Here is a 13,589-nt window from a genome sequence, read left to right as displayed (position 1 = left end):
TCGGTCCCTGTGCGAGAGGGGCACCTCCCGGGCCGTGCCCGGGGGAGTCTGCGGCTACTACTTCGTACGGTCACGCTCCGCGCCCTTGGAGCGACGGTGCGCTCAAACGCGCACCCCCGCCCTGAAAGCACAAAAGGACCCGGGGGCTACGTTGCCCGGATCCTCTTCACGACAGAATAACCCACATGACATGCGCCGGAGAGGCTCAATCTGCTCCCCGTTGTCCTTCCACGGTCGCCGAGGGGGAGCAACGGGCCATGCTGCTGACCGATGACGGGGTCTCGATCGAGGCGTGCTACCAACCTTCCCCGGGGCCCGGCACCGAACCCTCCGACCAGCTCGCGCTGGTGGTCGGACACGGCTTCTCCGGCGCCCTGGAGCGCCCCGCGCTGCGGCGGGTGGCATCGGTGTTTCAGCAGCGTACGGCCGTGATCACGTTCTCGTTCCGAGGCCATGGGCGGTCCGGCGGACGGTCCACGGTCGGCGATCGCGAGGTGCTGGATCTGGCCGCCGCGGTGCGCTGGGCGCGCCGGCTCGGACATCGGCGAGTGGCCACGGTCGGCTTCTCGATGGGCGGGTCGGTGGTGATCCGGCAGGCGGCGCTCTACGGGAAGACTGATGAAATCCAGCCGTTGCAAGACGTACACCAGGGGGAGCGCACAGGGCGCTCGCCGGGGCGCACGGACGGCGTACTCGGGTCCCCCGGGGACGTGCCCGGGTCCCCCGGGGAGGTGACCGACGCGTCCGCCGGGGAGGCGACCGACGCGCCCGCCGGGCCGATCGACGGCGCCGCGCCCGATGCCGTCGTCGCCGTGAGCTCACCCGCCCGCTGGTACTACCGCGGCACCGCGCCCATGCGGCGGCTCCACTGGGCGATCACCCGGCCGACCGGGCGGCTGGTCTCCCGCTACGGGCTGCGCACTCGCATCGACCCCGGCGGCTGGGCCGTCGATCCGCTGTCCCCGGTGGCCGCCGCGCCGCTGATCGCGCCGACGCCGCTGCTGATCGTGCACGGCGACCGGGATCCGTACTTCCCGCTGGACCATCCGCGGATGCTGGCGTCGGCGGCGGACCCGTCCACCTCGGAGCTGTGGATCGAGCCGGGTTACGGCCACGCCGAGACCGCCGCCTCCCCCGATCTGCTGGCCCGCATCGCCGACTGGGCCGCGGCCCACGCCTGAGCCCGTCCCCGAGCAATCCCCCATCCGGTTATTCGGTTTCCGCCACCGGCTCCGCGAACTGGGACGCGTAGAGCCGCGCGTACGCACCGCCCGCCGCGAGCAGCGCGTCGTGCGAGCCCTGCTCCACGATCCGCCCCGACTCCATCACCAGGATCACGTCCGCGTCCCGGATGGTCGACAGCCGGTGGGCGATCACGAAGCTCGTACGGCCGCTGCGCAGCGAGGCCATCGCCCGCTGGATGAGGACCTCGGTACGGGTGTCGACCGAGCTGGTGGCCTCGTCCAGGACCAGGATCGACGGTTCGGAGAGGAACGCCCGGGCGATCGTGATCAGCTGCTTCTCACCGGCGCTGACGTTGGAGCCCTCTTCGTCGATCACCGTGTCGTAGCCGTCCGGCAGCATCCGTACGAAGCGGTCCACATAGGTGGCCTTCGCCGCCGCCACGATCCTCTCGGAGCCCGCCCCCTCCGCGCCGTACGCGATGTTCTCGGCGATCGTGCCGCCGAACAGCCAGGTGTCCTGGAGCACCATCCCGATATGGGAGCGCAGCTCCTCCCGTGACATCGCGGCGATGTCCACCCCGTCCAGCGTGATCCGCCCGCCGGTGACCTCGTAGAACCGCATCAGCAGATTGACCAGCGTGGTCTTTCCGGCGCCGGTCGGCCCGACGATGGCCACGGTCTGGCCCGGCCGCACCGACAGCGACAGGCCCTCGATGAGCGGCGTGTCGGGCTGGTAGCGGAAGGAGACCTCCTCGAACGCGACCTGCCCGCGCACCGCCTCCGGCCGCCGCGCGTCCACCGGCTCGGCGCTCTGCTCCGGCGCGTCCAGCAGCTCGAAGACCCGCTCGGCGGAGGCCACACCCGACTGCACCATGTTGGCCATGGAGGCCACCTGGGTGAGCGGCTGGCTGAACTGCCGGGAGTACTGGACGAACGCCTGGACATCGCCGATCGACAGCGCGCCGGAGGCCACCCGGAGCCCGCCGACCACGGCCACCAGCACATAGTTGAGGTTCCCGATGAACATCATCGACGGCTGGATCAGCCCCGAGATGAACTGGGCCCGGAAGCCCGCCCCGTAGAGCTTGTCGTTCTGCTCCCGGAACGCCTGCGCGGACTCCTTCTCCCGCCCGAAGACCTTCACCAGCGCATGGCCGGTGTACATCTCCTCGATATGGGCGTTGAGCTTGCCCGTGGTCTTCCACTGCTGCACGAACTGCGGCTGGGCGCGCTTGCCGATGCGTGTGGTCACCCACACCGAGACCGGGACGGTGATCAGCGCCACCAGCGCCAGCAGGGGCGAGATCCAGAACATCATCGACAGCACGCCCACGATCGTCAGCAGCGAGGCCATGATCTGGCTGAGGGTCTGCTGGAGCGTCTGCTGGATGTTGTCGATGTCGTTGGTGGCGCGGGAGAGCACCTCGCCGCGCGACTGCTTGTCGAAGTACGCCAGCGGCAGCCGCGCCAGCTTGTGCTCCACGTCCTCGCGCAGCCGGAAGACCGCGCGCTGGACGACGACGGTCGCCACCCGGGCCTGGATCAGGCCCAGGAGCGAGGCGGCCACGTACAGCGCCGTGACCCACAGCAGCACGACGCCGACCGCGTGGAAGTCGATGCCCTGGCCGGGGGTGACGTCCATCGAGGCGACCATGTCGGCGACCGTGCCCTGGTCCTTGTCGCGCAGCCACTGGACGGCCTGCTCCTTGCTGACGCCGTCGGGCAGCTGCCGCCCGACGATGCCCGCGAAGATCAGGTCGGTGGCCTCGCCGAGGATCTTCGGGCCCACCACCGCGAGCCCGGTGCTGACCGTGCCCAGCGCGAGCACCAGCAGGACGATCCCGCGCTCGGGGCGGAGCCGGGCCAGCAGCCGGCGGCTGGAGCCGCGGAAGTCCATGGACCGCTCGGTGGGCTGCCCGCCCATGAAGCGGCCGGGCCCGGCGGCGGGCGCCGGGCCCCTGCGGGGCGCCGAGGTGCCGCTCATGCCGCCTCCTCCTCGGTGAGTTGGGAGAGCACGATCTCGCGGTAGGTCTTGTTGCCGGCCATCAGCTCGCCGTGGGTGCCGGCGCCGACGATCCGCCCCGCGTCGAGGACCACGATCAGATCGGCGCCGCGGATGGTGGACACCCGCTGGGCGACGATGACGACCGTCGCGTTGTCCGTCTCGTCCGCGAGCGCCGCCCGCAGCCGGGCGTCGGTGGCGTAGTCGAGCGCCGAGAAGGAGTCGTCGAAGAGGTAGACGGACGGCCTGCGGACCAGGGCGCGGGCGATCGCCAGCCGCTGCCGCTGGCCGCCGGACACATTGGTCCCGCCCTGGGCGATCGGGGCGTCCAGACCGCCCTCCATGGCCGCCACGAACTCCCGTGCCTGGGCGGTCTCCAGGGCCCGCCACAGCTCCTCGTCGGTGGCGTCGGGGTCGCCGTACCGCAGGTTTGAGGCGACGGTGCCGGCGAAGAGGTACGGCTTCTGCGGGACCAGCCCTATGGTCCGGGTCATCACCTCGGGGTCGAGGTCGCGCACATCCACCCCGTCGAGGTGGACACTGCCGTCGGTCGCGTCGAACAGCCTCGGCACCAGCCCGAGCAGCGTCGACTTGCCACTGCCGGTGGAGCCGATGACGGCGGTGGTCCGGCCGGGCCGGGCGGTCAGCGAGATGTCGCGCAGCACGGGCGCGTCGGCGCCGGGGTAGCGGAACTCCACGCCCCGCAGCTCCAGCAGCCCCCGTCCGGCGTCGGCGGGCGCGGGCGCGACGGGCATCAGCGGCGGTACGACACTGGTCTCCGTGTCCAGCACCTCCTGGACACGCTCGGCGCACACCTCGGCCCTCGGCACCATCATGAACATGAAGGTGGCCATCATCACGGACGACAGGATCTGCATCAGATAGCTGAGGAACGCGGTCAGCGCGCCGACCTGCATCCCGCCGCTGTCGATGCGGTGTCCGCCGAACCAGACGACGGCCACGCTGGAGACGTTCACCACCAGCATCACGGCCGGGAACATCAGCGACATCAGCCGCCCGGCGCGCAGCGAGACATCCATCAGCCCGGTGTTGGCGTCGGTGAAGCGGTCGCGCTCATGGGTGTCGCGGACGAAGGCGCGGATGACCCGGATCCCGGTGATCTGCTCGCGCAACACCCGGTTGACGGTGTCGATGCGCTGCTGGACGTCGCGGAACAGCGGCCGCATCCGGCGGGCGATGAGCGTGACCACGAGGCCCAGGGCCGGAACGATGAGCAGGAGCAGCCCGGACAGCGGCACGTCCTCGTTGAGCGCCATGATCACGCCGCCGACACACATGATCGGCGCCGAGACCATCAGGGTGAAGGCCATCAGGCACAGCATCTGCACCTGCTGGACGTCGTTGGTGGTGCGGGTGATCAGGGACGGCGCCCCGAAGTAGCCCATCTCCCGGGCGGAGAAGGACTGCACCCGGTCGAAGACGGCGGCGCGCACATCGCGGCCGAGCGCCATGGCGGTGCGGGCGCCGAAGTAGACGGCTCCCGCGGCGCACACGATCTGGACGAGGGTGACGGCGATCATCAGCCCGCCGACACGGAGGATGTAGCCGGTGTCGCCCTTCACCACTCCGCTGTCGATGATGTCCGCGTTCAGCGCGGGCAGGTAGAGGGTGGCGAGGGTCTGCACCAGCTGCAATAAGACGATCAGCGTGATCGTTCGGGTATAGGGCCTCAGATACGCCCGTATCAGTCGTACCAGCACACGGAAACCTTAAGTGACGCTCGTCCCGAACCGGCCTTATTTTCGACGAACCGCGTGTGGTCCCGGGCGCGGTCCCGCACCCGTCATCATGGAGGCGGCAGATGACGGGAAAGGGATCGCGATGGCGATGATGAACACGCCCGCCGGGACCATCCGGTACTGGGCCGCGGCCCGCGCCGCGGCCGGCACCGCGGAGGAGCCGTACACCGCGTGGACACTGGCGGAGGCGCTCGACGCGGCCCGGGAGCGGCACACCGCGCGGCCGGAGTTCGCGCGGGTCCTGCTGCGCTGTTCGTTCCTGGTCGACGGAACCCCGGCCGGCACCCGTGACCACAAGACGATCCAACTCGCCGAGGGCGGCACGGTCGAGGTGCTCCCGCCGTTCGCAGGAGGGTGAACCCCGAGCTCATGAGCAACCAGCCGCACCAGCCCAACGAGCCTCATCAGCCCCACGAGCCTCATCAGCAGCAGGGCCAGCAGCCGCAGGGTCAGCACCCGCAGCAGCCGTATCCCCCGTACGGGTCGTACGAGGCTCCTTATGGGGGATACGACCAGAGCGCGCATCCTTACGGTGGCCATGACCAGGGTGGCCAGCAGCAGGCCGACTGGCAGGGGTACGCGGGGTATCCGCAGCAGCAGGGGTACGCCCAGGCCCAGGCCCAGCCGGCGCAGTACCAGCACCCGCAGCAGTACCAGCAGCAGCCGTACACGGATCCCTACGCCGCCGCCCAGCAGGGCTACCAGGGACAGCAGGCCCACCAGGGCCACCAAGGGCACCAAGGGCAGTACGCCCAGGGCTGGGCTCAGCAGCAGCACCCGTACCACCAGCCCGCCGACCCGTCCCAGGCCCCGTCCCAGGCGCCACCTCAGACCCCGGCTCAGGCCCCGGCACAGGCACAGGCACAGGCCCCGGCACAGGCCGCGACCGCGACCGCGACCGCGACCGCCGAGCCGCCCGCCCCGCAGCCGGACCGGCCGCTCACCGCCGCCGAGAAGGCCAAGGCCGAGGGCCGTCCGCAGATCCTCCACCCGGGGTTCGTCCCCGCCGCCCTGACCTCCGTGCTCGCCGCGCTGCTCGCGGCCACCGCGCCGCTGGGCCGTCCGGCCGTCGCCGTCGCGGTGGCGGCGCTCCAGGCGGTCACGGCGGCGGGCTGGTTCCGGCTGAACGGCATGTGGCCCGCCCGGCAGGGCATCGCGCTCGCCTTCGCGGGCGGTCTGGCCGCCGACATCGGCCTGCTCGCCACCGAGCCGTCACACGCCCCTACGGTCGTCATCGGCACCATCGGCGTCTGGCTGCTGCTGGTGCTGATCCTCCAGCTGCGCAGCCACGCCTCCCCGGACGAGCGGCTGTACGGCCTTACGGCCGCCGTGGCGGCCACGGCCCTCGCCGTGCTCGCGGCCGGCCATCTGGCCGCCGTCGCCGAGTCCTCGGACGCCGTGGTGGTGGGGGCGGCCGCCGTCGCCGTGGCCGTGCTCGTCCGGGCGCTGCCGCTGCCGACCGCCGCCGCCGTCGTGGTCGCGCTGGCGGCCGCCACGGGCGCGGGGGTCGGGGCCGGGCAGCTCACCGGAACGGGCACGTCGACCGCCGCCCTGCTCGGGTTCGCGGCCGGGGCGTGCGCACTGATCGGCCACCGGGTCGCCAGCTACGACTACCCCTCGCGCTTCGTCCACCTGACCGCCGGTGTGGCGCTGCCGCTCGCGGCCGCCGCCCCCGTGGTCTATGTGATCGGCCGCGCTCTGGGCTGACTCCCCGGCTCCCGCTCACCCGCTCCGGATAGGCTCGCAGCCTCAGGCGCGAGGGCCTGAGCGAGAGCCTGGGGGACCCACGCACATGCGCGCACTACGCATCACACTGATCGTCGTCGTGATACTCGGCGGCCTCTTCGTGGCCGCCGATCGCATCGCGGTGTACATGGCCGAGTCCAAGGCGGCCGACAAGATCAAGAGTTCTCAGTCCCTGACCACCACGCCCAATGTCTCGATCAAGGGCTTCCCCTTCCTCACCCAGGTCGTGGGCAAGGAGCTGGACGAAGTCGACGTCAACGTGGACGGGCTGACGACGGACGCGGGCGACGGCCGCAGCGTCCGGGTCACCGAGCTCGACGCCCAGCTGCACAACGTCCGCATCTCGGGCAACTTCTCGTCGGCCAGCGCCGACCGCGCCACCGGCTCGGCCCACATCAGCTACGCGGACCTGTCACAGGCCGCCGGTCCGGGGATCACGGTCGCCCACGACCCGTCGGGCACCAACAAGGTCAAGATCACCGGCAGTCTGCTGGGCCTCAGCCTCACCGCGCACTCCCAGGTCACCATCGTGAACGGCAACACCATCCGGCTGCACGCCGAGTCCATACCGGGCGGCAGCATCCCCCAGTGGGAGGACAAGGTGCGCGAGAAGGCCGACATGGAACGGAAGATCGAGGGACTGCCCACCGGCATGCGGCTGGAGAAGGTGGAGACCTCCAAGGACGGCATAGACGTCTCGGTCGCGGGTAACAACGTCCAGCTGACGGGCTGACGCGATCAGTACCAGGGGCGTCCGCTCACGCCCCTGGTCCATTCACTGAGACGATCATGTCCGCGCATATGGACGCTCCCGACCGCCGCGGGCCCCTCCGACCGCGCCTCCCGGCCGTTCACATGCCTGTCATCTCACACTCCGGACGATAACGTCTCACCATGCGACACGCCGGTGACATGCCCGCCTGTCCGTCCCTACGATCGGACCCATGAAGCGACAGGCGGATCTCACGAAGCGGCGGGCAGTCGACCTGTGCCGCGTCGCCGCCATGCTCTGTCGCCCCGTCTGAAGGGGACGTGGTCCGCGCACGCCACGGACCGACCCCCTCTTCGGCCCGTCAGCCGGGCCTTCCCGCACCTTCGCTCGTACGCTCGGCCGCACGCCCCGCGCGGCGCCGCGTCGTGAGCGTGCCCGTACCGCCGCAACTGCCCCGGAGGAGAGAAACATGAGCCGCAGTGACGTCCTGGTGGACGCCGACTGGGTCCAGGCCCGTATCGACGACCCCAAGACGGTCATCGTCGAGGTGGACGAGGACACCTCGGCCTACGACAAGAACCACATCAAGAACGCCGTCCGGATCGACTGGAAGCAGGACCTCCAGGACCCGGTGCGCCGTGACTTCGTCGACCAGGCCGGCTTCGAGAAGCTCCTGTCGGAGAAGGGCATCGGCAACGACGACACGGTCGTCCTCTACGGCGGCAACAACAACTGGTTCGCGGCGTACGCCTACTGGTACTTCAAGCTCTACGGGCACCAGGACGTCAAGCTGCTCGACGGCGGCCGCAAGAAGTGGGAGCTCGACTCCCGCGACCTGGTCGCCGAGGTGCCGACCCGCGCGCAGACCGAGTACAAGGCCAAGCCGCAGGACACCGCCATCCGCGCCTTCCGCGACGAGGTCGTGGACGCCATCGGCTCGCTGAACCTGGTCGACGTGCGCTCCCCCGACGAGTTCTCCGGCAAGCTGCTCGCCCCGGCGCACCTCCCGCAGGAGCAGTCGCAGCGTCCGGGCCACGTCCCGAGCGCCCGCAACATCCCGTGGTCGAAGTCGGCCAACGACGACGGCACCTTCAAGTCGGACGACGAGCTCAAGGAGATCTACGAGGGCGCGGGCGTGGACCTGTCGAAGGACACCATCGCCTACTGCCGCATCGGTGAGCGCTCCGCTCACACCTGGTTCGTCCTGCACGAGCTCCTGGGCCAGACCAACGTCAAGAACTACGACGGCTCCTGGACCGAGTACGGCTCGCTGGTCGGCGTGCCGGTCGAGCTCGGCTCCGGCAGCTGACCCCTCTCCCTCGAACGTAAGGACAAACATCCATGTGTGGAGCCAAGGCCGGCGGCCCCGACGCCTCGACGATCAAGCCCGGTGAGACCACGATCCAGGGTTCGGTGACCCGCGACGGCGAGCCCGTCGCCGGGTACGTCCGGCTGCTGGACAGCACCGGCGAGTTCACCGCCGAGGTGCCCACCTCCGCGACCGGGCAGTTCCGCTTCTACGCCGCGGAGGGCACGTGGACGCTGCGCGCCCTGGTTCCCGGCGGCACCGCGGACCGCACCGTCGTCGCCCAGAAGGGCGGGCTGGCGGAGGTCGCCATCGCCGTCTGACGCGCCACGACGCGTCATGACTCACGGCCGGAGGGCCGCACCCCGGGGTTGGACGCCTCGGCGGGGTGCGGCCCTTCGTCTGTCGGTGCGGGGGCTTTCGTCTGTCGGCGCCAGGGCCTTTCGTCTGTCGGTGCGGCGGTCCCGGACGTACGCTGGACACATGTACGCGCGACGCCGCCACGCATACTTCTTCCTGATGGGCGCGTGTCTGACGCTCTTCATCTCGGCATGGGCCTTTGTGCGCCTGTGGTCCGTCCCCGCCGCGGTCGCGATGTGCATCGTCGCCATGGTGATCCCGCCTCTGGCGGCGATCGTCGCCAATCGCCGGGGCCCGGACGACCGGTGGTGGGACGAATCGGGGGACGAGGAGTCCGACCGGTGGTGGCGGGAGCTGGACGAGCACAACCACCGGCATTGACCGACAGGGCTTCGCCCCTGGACCCGCTAGTACACGAGCGCCTGGACGCCGTCCGGCATGATCTCGCTCACGAAGACCTGGGCGCCCGCGATCCGGGCCCCCTCGATCAGATCCTTCTCCTCGATCTCCCGGCGCGCGGCACACTGCGTGCACACCGTGATCGTCCCGCCACCCGTAAGGATGCCGTCGATCAGATCCGGAAGCGGCGCGGCATGCGGAAGCTCGAACTCCGCGGCCCGGCCCGGCAGCGCGAACCACGTCGACTCCCCGGTCAGCCAGAGCGAGACCTCGACACCGCTCGCCGCGGCCACCGCCGCCACCGTGAACGCCTGGGAGCACCGCTCGGGAGCGTCCGCGCCCGCCGTCACCTTGATCACCAGCTTCTTCGCCATGCGTCAACCTTAGGCTCGGCACCGCGGGCCCGGCGCCGCACGGCCACCTGTCTCCACCGGCCGTCCCTGCGGCGACTAGACTCGGTGTCGTCCATCATCTGTTCCGAGGAGCGCGCTCGTGCTTGAGGCAGTCTTCACCACCCTGATGATCCTGGTCGCCGTGGCCACGCTCGGCTTCGCCGCGCTGACCTGGAAGAAGCTGTACCAGGGCCAGCGCTGATCCGCCCCCGCCCCGCCACCACGGCTCGACTCTCGACAGATCGCCTGAATTCATGATCCAGATTCCGTCCGACCTCCACCCGGACCTCGTGCCGCTCGCCTTCCTCCTGGGCAACTGGGAAGGGGCCGGCGTCTCGGACTTCCCCGGGGCCGAGAAGTGCAACTTCGGCCAGGAGGCCACCTTCACGCACGACGGCCGTGACTTCATCGAGTACATCTCGCACACCTGGGTGCTGGACTCCGAGGGCAAGAAGGTCCGCCCCCTGGAGAGCGAGTCCGGTTACTGGCGGATCGACAAGGACCGTAAGGTCGAGGTCGTGATGAGCCGTGACCAGGGCATCGTCGAGGTCTGGTACGGCGAGCTCGCGGAGGGCAAGCCGCAGATCGACCTGGCAACGGACGCGGTGGCGCGCACCGCCCACGCGGCCCCGTACTCGGGCGGCAAGCGGCTGTACGGCTACGTCAACAGCGATCTGATGTGGGTCGGCGAGAAGGCCACCCCCGAGGTCGAGCTGCGCCCGTACATGTCCGCGCATCTGAAGAAGGTCGTGGACCCCCGGGAGTGGGCCAAGGACCTCAAGGACCTGCCGGACGACGGGATCGCCTTCTTCCGCTGAGGTCGTACCGCGTCCGGTTCTCCCCTGTGCGTCCGGCCGGTCGCCGCGGGCCCGCCTACACTTGCACCGTGGCGACCACCGACTGGAAGAGCGATCTGCGGGAGCGCGGCTACCGTCTGACCCCGCAGCGCCAGCTCGTGCTCGAAGCCGTCGATCACCTGGAGCACGCCACTCCGGACGAGATCCTCACCGAGGTGCGCCGCACCGCGAGCGGCGTCAACATCTCCACGGTCTACCGCACGCTGGAGCTGCTGGAGGAGCTGGGCCTGGTCAGCCATGCCCATCTCGGCCACGGCGCCCCCACGTACCATCTGGCCGATCGGCACCATCACATCCATATGGTGTGCCGGGACTGCACGGATGTGATCGAGGCCGATGTCTCCGTGGCCGACGCCTTCACCCGGCAGCTCCGGGCGGACTTCGGCTTCGACACCGATCTGAAGCACTTCGCGATCTTCGGCCGGTGTGCCTCCTGCTCCGCCCGGCAGCGCGCCGTGGAGGCCGGTGCTGACCCCGGGCAGCTCGGTGGGAACGGCGCCGAAAACCGCTCCGGTGAGGGCCGAGCCCGCAGGTCGTAGGCTGAGTTCATGAAGAGCCCTTTGCTGTCGCTGCCCGGCGCCGTCCCCGGCGAGGGCCCCGACGAAGGCGTCGCCGCCCACTACGGCGACCTGTTCCGCGAGCAGCGCGCGCTCGCCGACGGCACCGGCTTCGTGGACCTCTCGCACCGCGGAGTGGTCACGGTCACTGGTGCCGACCGGCTCAGCTGGCTGCATCTGCTGCTCACCCAGCACGTCAGCGAACTCCCGCCGGGCCAGGCCACCGAAGCCCTGATCCTCTCCGCCCACGGCCACATCGAACACGCGCTCTACCTCGTCGACGACGGCGAAACCACCTGGGCCCATGTCGAGCCCGACAGCCAGGGGGATCTGATCGCCTACCTGGAGAGCATGAAGTTCTTCTACCGGGTGGACATCGCGGACCGCACCGACGCGTACGCGGTCGTCCACCTCCCCGCGGGCAGCATCACCGAGGCCCCCGAGGACGCCGTCGTCCGCGAGACCCCCCATGGCCGGGACCTGTTCCTGCCCCGTGAGCGCCTTACCGCCTTCGCCGAGGCGAGCGGCCCGCCGATCGGGGTGCTGGCGTACGAGGCGCTGCGGGTCGAGGCCCACCGGCCACGGGTCGGCCTGGAGACCGACCACCGCACCATCCCGCACGAGCTGGGCTGGATCGGCTCCGCCGTCCATCTCCAGAAGGGCTGCTACCGCGGCCAGGAGACCGTCGCCCGGGTGCAGAACCTGGGGAAGCCACCGCGCCGGCTGGTCTTCCTCCACCTCGACGGCAGCGAGGTGGCACTGCCGTCCCACGGCGCGCCCATACGGCTGGCCTCGGAGGGCGAGGAGGGCCGCCAGCTGGGGTTCATCACCTCCTCGGCCCGCCACCACGAGCTGGGGCCGATCGCGCTGGCGCTGGTCAAGCGCAATGTGCCGGTGGACGCGGACCTGATCGCGGACTCCACGGCCGCCGCACAGGAGACGGTCGTGGAGCCGTGAGCCCCCTGCCGGTCCGCCGAGCCGTGACCCCACCGCCGGTCCGCCGGACCTCTCGGTTCGGCTAGACCTCGACCAGCACCGTGAACGGGCCGTCGTTCGTGAGCGAGACCTTCATGGCCGCTCCGAACCGGCCCGTTTCCACGTGTGCGCCCAGCTTCCGCAGCTGTGCCACCACCTCGTCGACGAGCGGTTCGGCGACCCCGCCGGGGGCCGCCGCGTTCCAGGTGGGACGGCGCCCCTTACGGGCGTCGCCGTAGAGCGTGAACTGGCTGATGACCAGCAGCGGAGCGGCCAGGTCCGAGCAGGACCTCTCGTCGTGGAGCATCCTTACGGACCACAGCTTGCGGGCGAGCTGGGCCGCCTTCTCCGGGGTGTCGTCATGCGTCACCCCGACCAGCACGCACAGTCCCTCACCGACGATCTCGCCGACCGTCTCGCCGTCCACGACGACGCTCGCCCCGTCCACTCTCTGTACCACAGCACGCATGGCGACCATCATGCCGTGCGTCCATCCGGGGCCGATCGGGTGGATGGCCGCTGCACAGGGAGCATCACTGGTGGCACGATGCGTGCAGGCGGTGCAGGCGGGCAGGAACTGCGAGAACGACGCATCGCTGGAGGGGACGGACACCAATGACCACATCGGGCACCGGCCAGCCCATGGCCACCGAGGGCCTGCTGCCGCCACGGCCACCGATCCAGCGCGGCGGGCGGCTGGCCGACTCCGCCGCCGTGACGGCACCGGCCATCACGTCCACATCCGCGGCGGCGAGCGGTCTGAACGCTCTGCGGCTGCCGGAGCTGCGGGCGCTGCGCCGCTCGGCACAGCGCGAGGAGGCGGATCTGAGCTATCTGCGCAGACTGCTCCAGGGGCGGATCGACATCCTCCGCGCCGAGCTGGGCCATCGCCGTGACCCGGCGCCCGCGGCGGCCGCGGCCCAGCCGCACACCGCGCTGGTGGACCGGCTGCCGGAGATCCTCGCGGACCTCCCCCCACGGCACCGCTCCTCGGCCCGGCATGTCACGCTCGGGACGCCGCAGGACGCGGAGTACGAGCGGCTGGCCGAGGAGATGCTGGCCGATGTGGGCCTGTCCGATCTGCGGGCCCGTACGGACGAGGAGCTGCACGGCGCGATGGCCCGCCTCGTCGGCCATGAGCAACAGGTGTCGCGGCGGCGGCAGGAGCTCCAGCGCACGGCGGACGGCTGTAGCACCGAGATCGCCCGCCGGTATCGCGAGGGAGAGGCGCAGGTGGACGACCTGCTGGCGTAGCCATCCACAGGGTGCGGTGTGATGAAAGTACCTGGTCCGAGGGCTGTGGAAATCGGCGTGCGGCCGGTGGCGACGGACGCTTAGC

16 protein-coding genes are annotated in these 13,589 nt (G+C 70.6%); 12 read left to right on the top strand and 4 right to left on the bottom strand.

Features of this window, described 5'->3' with window-relative positions; all coding sequences use genetic code 11:
* Positions 1-257: 257 nt before the first annotated feature.
* Entirely contained in the window at positions 258-1,181 is a 924-nt protein-coding gene (locus KHP12_RS28750; protein WP_308289517.1) for an alpha/beta hydrolase, read from the top strand.
* 28 nt (positions 1,182-1,209) lie between these two features.
* On the opposite strand, the gene KHP12_RS28745 is transcribed toward KHP12_RS28750, so the two are convergent.
* Both KHP12_RS28745 and KHP12_RS28740 read right to left on the bottom strand, forming a co-directional pair.
* On the bottom strand, positions 1,210-3,168 hold the full coding sequence (locus KHP12_RS28745) for an ABC transporter ATP-binding protein (RefSeq protein WP_281427720.1): 1,959 nt from the start codon (positions 3,166-3,168) through the stop codon (positions 1,210-1,212).
* Positions 3,165-4,907 carry an ABC transporter ATP-binding protein gene (locus KHP12_RS28740; RefSeq protein WP_167442534.1) on the bottom strand — a complete coding sequence of 581 codons (1,743 nt, stop codon included), beginning with the start codon at positions 4,905-4,907 and terminating at the stop codon, positions 3,165-3,167. Before KHP12_RS28740 ends, KHP12_RS28745 begins: the two co-directional genes overlap by 4 nt.
* Positions 4,908-5,028: 121 nt before the next feature.
* Between KHP12_RS28740 and KHP12_RS28735 the strand changes: the two genes are divergently transcribed.
* The 7 genes from KHP12_RS28735 to KHP12_RS28710 all read left to right on the top strand — a co-directional run bounded on the left by KHP12_RS28735 (position 5,029) and on the right by KHP12_RS28710 (position 9,451).
* Complete coding sequence (locus KHP12_RS28735; protein WP_182470047.1) at positions 5,029-5,304, top strand: MoaD/ThiS family protein; 276 nt, start codon at positions 5,029-5,031, stop codon at positions 5,302-5,304.
* Positions 5,305-5,315: 11 nt separating this feature from the next.
* On the top strand, positions 5,316-6,653 hold the full coding sequence (locus KHP12_RS28730) for a hypothetical protein (RefSeq protein WP_211833903.1): 1,338 nt from the start codon (positions 5,316-5,318) through the stop codon (positions 6,651-6,653).
* 85 nt (positions 6,654-6,738) lie between these two features.
* The gene (locus KHP12_RS28725) at positions 6,739-7,425 is read left to right on the top strand and encodes an LmeA family phospholipid-binding protein (RefSeq protein ID WP_086882282.1); all 687 of its coding nucleotides are present in this window, start codon (positions 6,739-6,741) and stop codon (positions 7,423-7,425) included.
* A gap of 211 nt (positions 7,426-7,636) precedes the next feature.
* Positions 7,637-7,717: an Ms5788A family Cys-rich leader peptide gene (locus KHP12_RS53465; protein WP_351229977.1), complete on the top strand. Its 81-nt coding sequence runs from the start codon at positions 7,637-7,639 to the stop codon at positions 7,715-7,717.
* A 156-nt stretch (positions 7,718-7,873) separates the two neighbouring features.
* The gene (locus tag KHP12_RS28720; RefSeq protein WP_086882281.1) at positions 7,874-8,713 is read left to right on the top strand and encodes a sulfurtransferase; all 840 of its coding nucleotides are present in this window, start codon (positions 7,874-7,876) and stop codon (positions 8,711-8,713) included.
* Positions 8,714-8,745: 32 nt separating this feature from the next.
* The gene (locus KHP12_RS28715; RefSeq protein WP_020869513.1) at positions 8,746-9,033 is read left to right on the top strand and encodes a DUF1416 domain-containing protein; all 288 of its coding nucleotides are present in this window, start codon (positions 8,746-8,748) and stop codon (positions 9,031-9,033) included.
* Between the two features lie 160 nt (positions 9,034-9,193).
* Positions 9,194-9,451, top strand: coding sequence for a DUF3099 domain-containing protein (locus KHP12_RS28710; RefSeq protein WP_014053929.1), 258 nt, complete (start codon positions 9,194-9,196; stop codon positions 9,449-9,451).
* A gap of 26 nt (positions 9,452-9,477) precedes the next feature.
* Here the strand turns inward: KHP12_RS28710 and KHP12_RS28705 are convergent, their stop codons facing one another.
* A complete protein-coding gene (locus KHP12_RS28705; protein WP_014053928.1) occupies positions 9,478-9,843 on the bottom strand; it encodes a DsrE family protein in 366 nt (121 codons plus the stop codon).
* 272 nt (positions 9,844-10,115) lie between these two features.
* On the opposite strand from KHP12_RS28705, the gene KHP12_RS28700 reads away from it, so the two are divergent.
* The 3 genes from KHP12_RS28700 to ygfZ all read left to right on the top strand — a co-directional run bounded on the left by KHP12_RS28700 (position 10,116) and on the right by ygfZ (position 12,232).
* Positions 10,116-10,679, top strand: coding sequence for a heme-binding beta-barrel domain-containing protein (locus KHP12_RS28700; protein ID WP_086882280.1), 564 nt, complete (start codon positions 10,116-10,118; stop codon positions 10,677-10,679).
* A 68-nt stretch (positions 10,680-10,747) separates the two neighbouring features.
* Positions 10,748-11,257, top strand: coding sequence for a Fur family transcriptional regulator (locus KHP12_RS28695; RefSeq protein WP_086882289.1), 510 nt, complete (start codon positions 10,748-10,750; stop codon positions 11,255-11,257).
* Between the two features lie 9 nt (positions 11,258-11,266).
* Positions 11,267-12,232, top strand: a complete 966-nt coding sequence (gene ygfZ / locus KHP12_RS28690) for a CAF17-like 4Fe-4S cluster assembly/insertion protein YgfZ (protein ID WP_086882279.1) — start codon at positions 11,267-11,269, stop codon at positions 12,230-12,232.
* Between the two features lie 61 nt (positions 12,233-12,293).
* Here ygfZ and dtd read toward each other — a convergent pair whose 3' ends face one another.
* Positions 12,294-12,719, bottom strand: a complete 426-nt coding sequence (gene dtd, locus KHP12_RS28685; protein WP_037955096.1) for a D-aminoacyl-tRNA deacylase — start codon at positions 12,717-12,719, stop codon at positions 12,294-12,296.
* Between the two features lie 146 nt (positions 12,720-12,865).
* On the opposite strand from dtd, the gene KHP12_RS28680 reads away from it, so the two are divergent.
* Positions 12,866-13,504 (top strand): RsiG family protein, encoded by a 639-nt coding sequence (locus tag KHP12_RS28680; protein WP_086882278.1) that lies wholly within the window; start codon positions 12,866-12,868, stop codon positions 13,502-13,504.
* Positions 13,505-13,589: the final 85 nt, after the last annotated feature.

Source organism: Streptomyces asiaticus (genome assembly GCF_018138715.1).
GTDB lineage: Bacteria > Actinomycetota > Actinomycetes > Streptomycetales > Streptomycetaceae > Streptomyces > Streptomyces asiaticus.
Note: the sequence above shows the minus strand (reverse complement) of the source record. Positions and strands in the feature narration are given on the sequence as shown.

Bases quoted from the DNA above. Each gene is read 5' to 3' on its own strand.
- KHP12_RS28705 (WP_014053928.1), bottom strand. From the start codon at position 9,843: ATGGCGAAGAAGCTGGTGATCAAGGTGACGGCGGGCGCGGACGCTCCC.
- KHP12_RS28700 (WP_086882280.1), top strand. From the start codon at position 10,116: ATGATCCAGATTCCGTCCGACCTCCACCCGGACCTCGTGCCGCTCGCC.
- KHP12_RS28715 (WP_020869513.1), top strand. From the start codon at position 8,746: ATGTGTGGAGCCAAGGCCGGCGGCCCCGACGCCTCGACGATCAAGCCC.
- KHP12_RS28680 (WP_086882278.1), top strand. From the start codon at position 12,866: ATGACCACATCGGGCACCGGCCAGCCCATGGCCACCGAGGGCCTGCTG.
- KHP12_RS28725 (WP_086882282.1), top strand. From the start codon at position 6,739: ATGCGCGCACTACGCATCACACTGATCGTCGTCGTGATACTCGGCGGC.
- ygfZ (WP_086882279.1), top strand. From the start codon at position 11,267: ATGAAGAGCCCTTTGCTGTCGCTGCCCGGCGCCGTCCCCGGCGAGGGC.
- KHP12_RS28720 (WP_086882281.1), top strand. From the start codon at position 7,874: ATGAGCCGCAGTGACGTCCTGGTGGACGCCGACTGGGTCCAGGCCCGT.
- KHP12_RS28750 (WP_308289517.1), top strand. From the start codon at position 258: ATGCTGCTGACCGATGACGGGGTCTCGATCGAGGCGTGCTACCAACCT.
- KHP12_RS53465 (WP_351229977.1), top strand. From the start codon at position 7,637: ATGAAGCGACAGGCGGATCTCACGAAGCGGCGGGCAGTCGACCTGTGC.
- KHP12_RS28735 (WP_182470047.1), top strand. From the start codon at position 5,029: ATGGCGATGATGAACACGCCCGCCGGGACCATCCGGTACTGGGCCGCG.
- dtd (WP_037955096.1), bottom strand. From the start codon at position 12,719: ATGCGTGCTGTGGTACAGAGAGTGGACGGGGCGAGCGTCGTCGTGGAC.
- KHP12_RS28730 (WP_211833903.1), top strand. From the start codon at position 5,316: ATGAGCAACCAGCCGCACCAGCCCAACGAGCCTCATCAGCCCCACGAG.
- KHP12_RS28745 (WP_281427720.1), bottom strand. From the start codon at position 3,168: ATGAGCGGCACCTCGGCGCCCCGCAGGGGCCCGGCGCCCGCCGCCGGG.
- KHP12_RS28710 (WP_014053929.1), top strand. From the start codon at position 9,194: ATGTACGCGCGACGCCGCCACGCATACTTCTTCCTGATGGGCGCGTGT.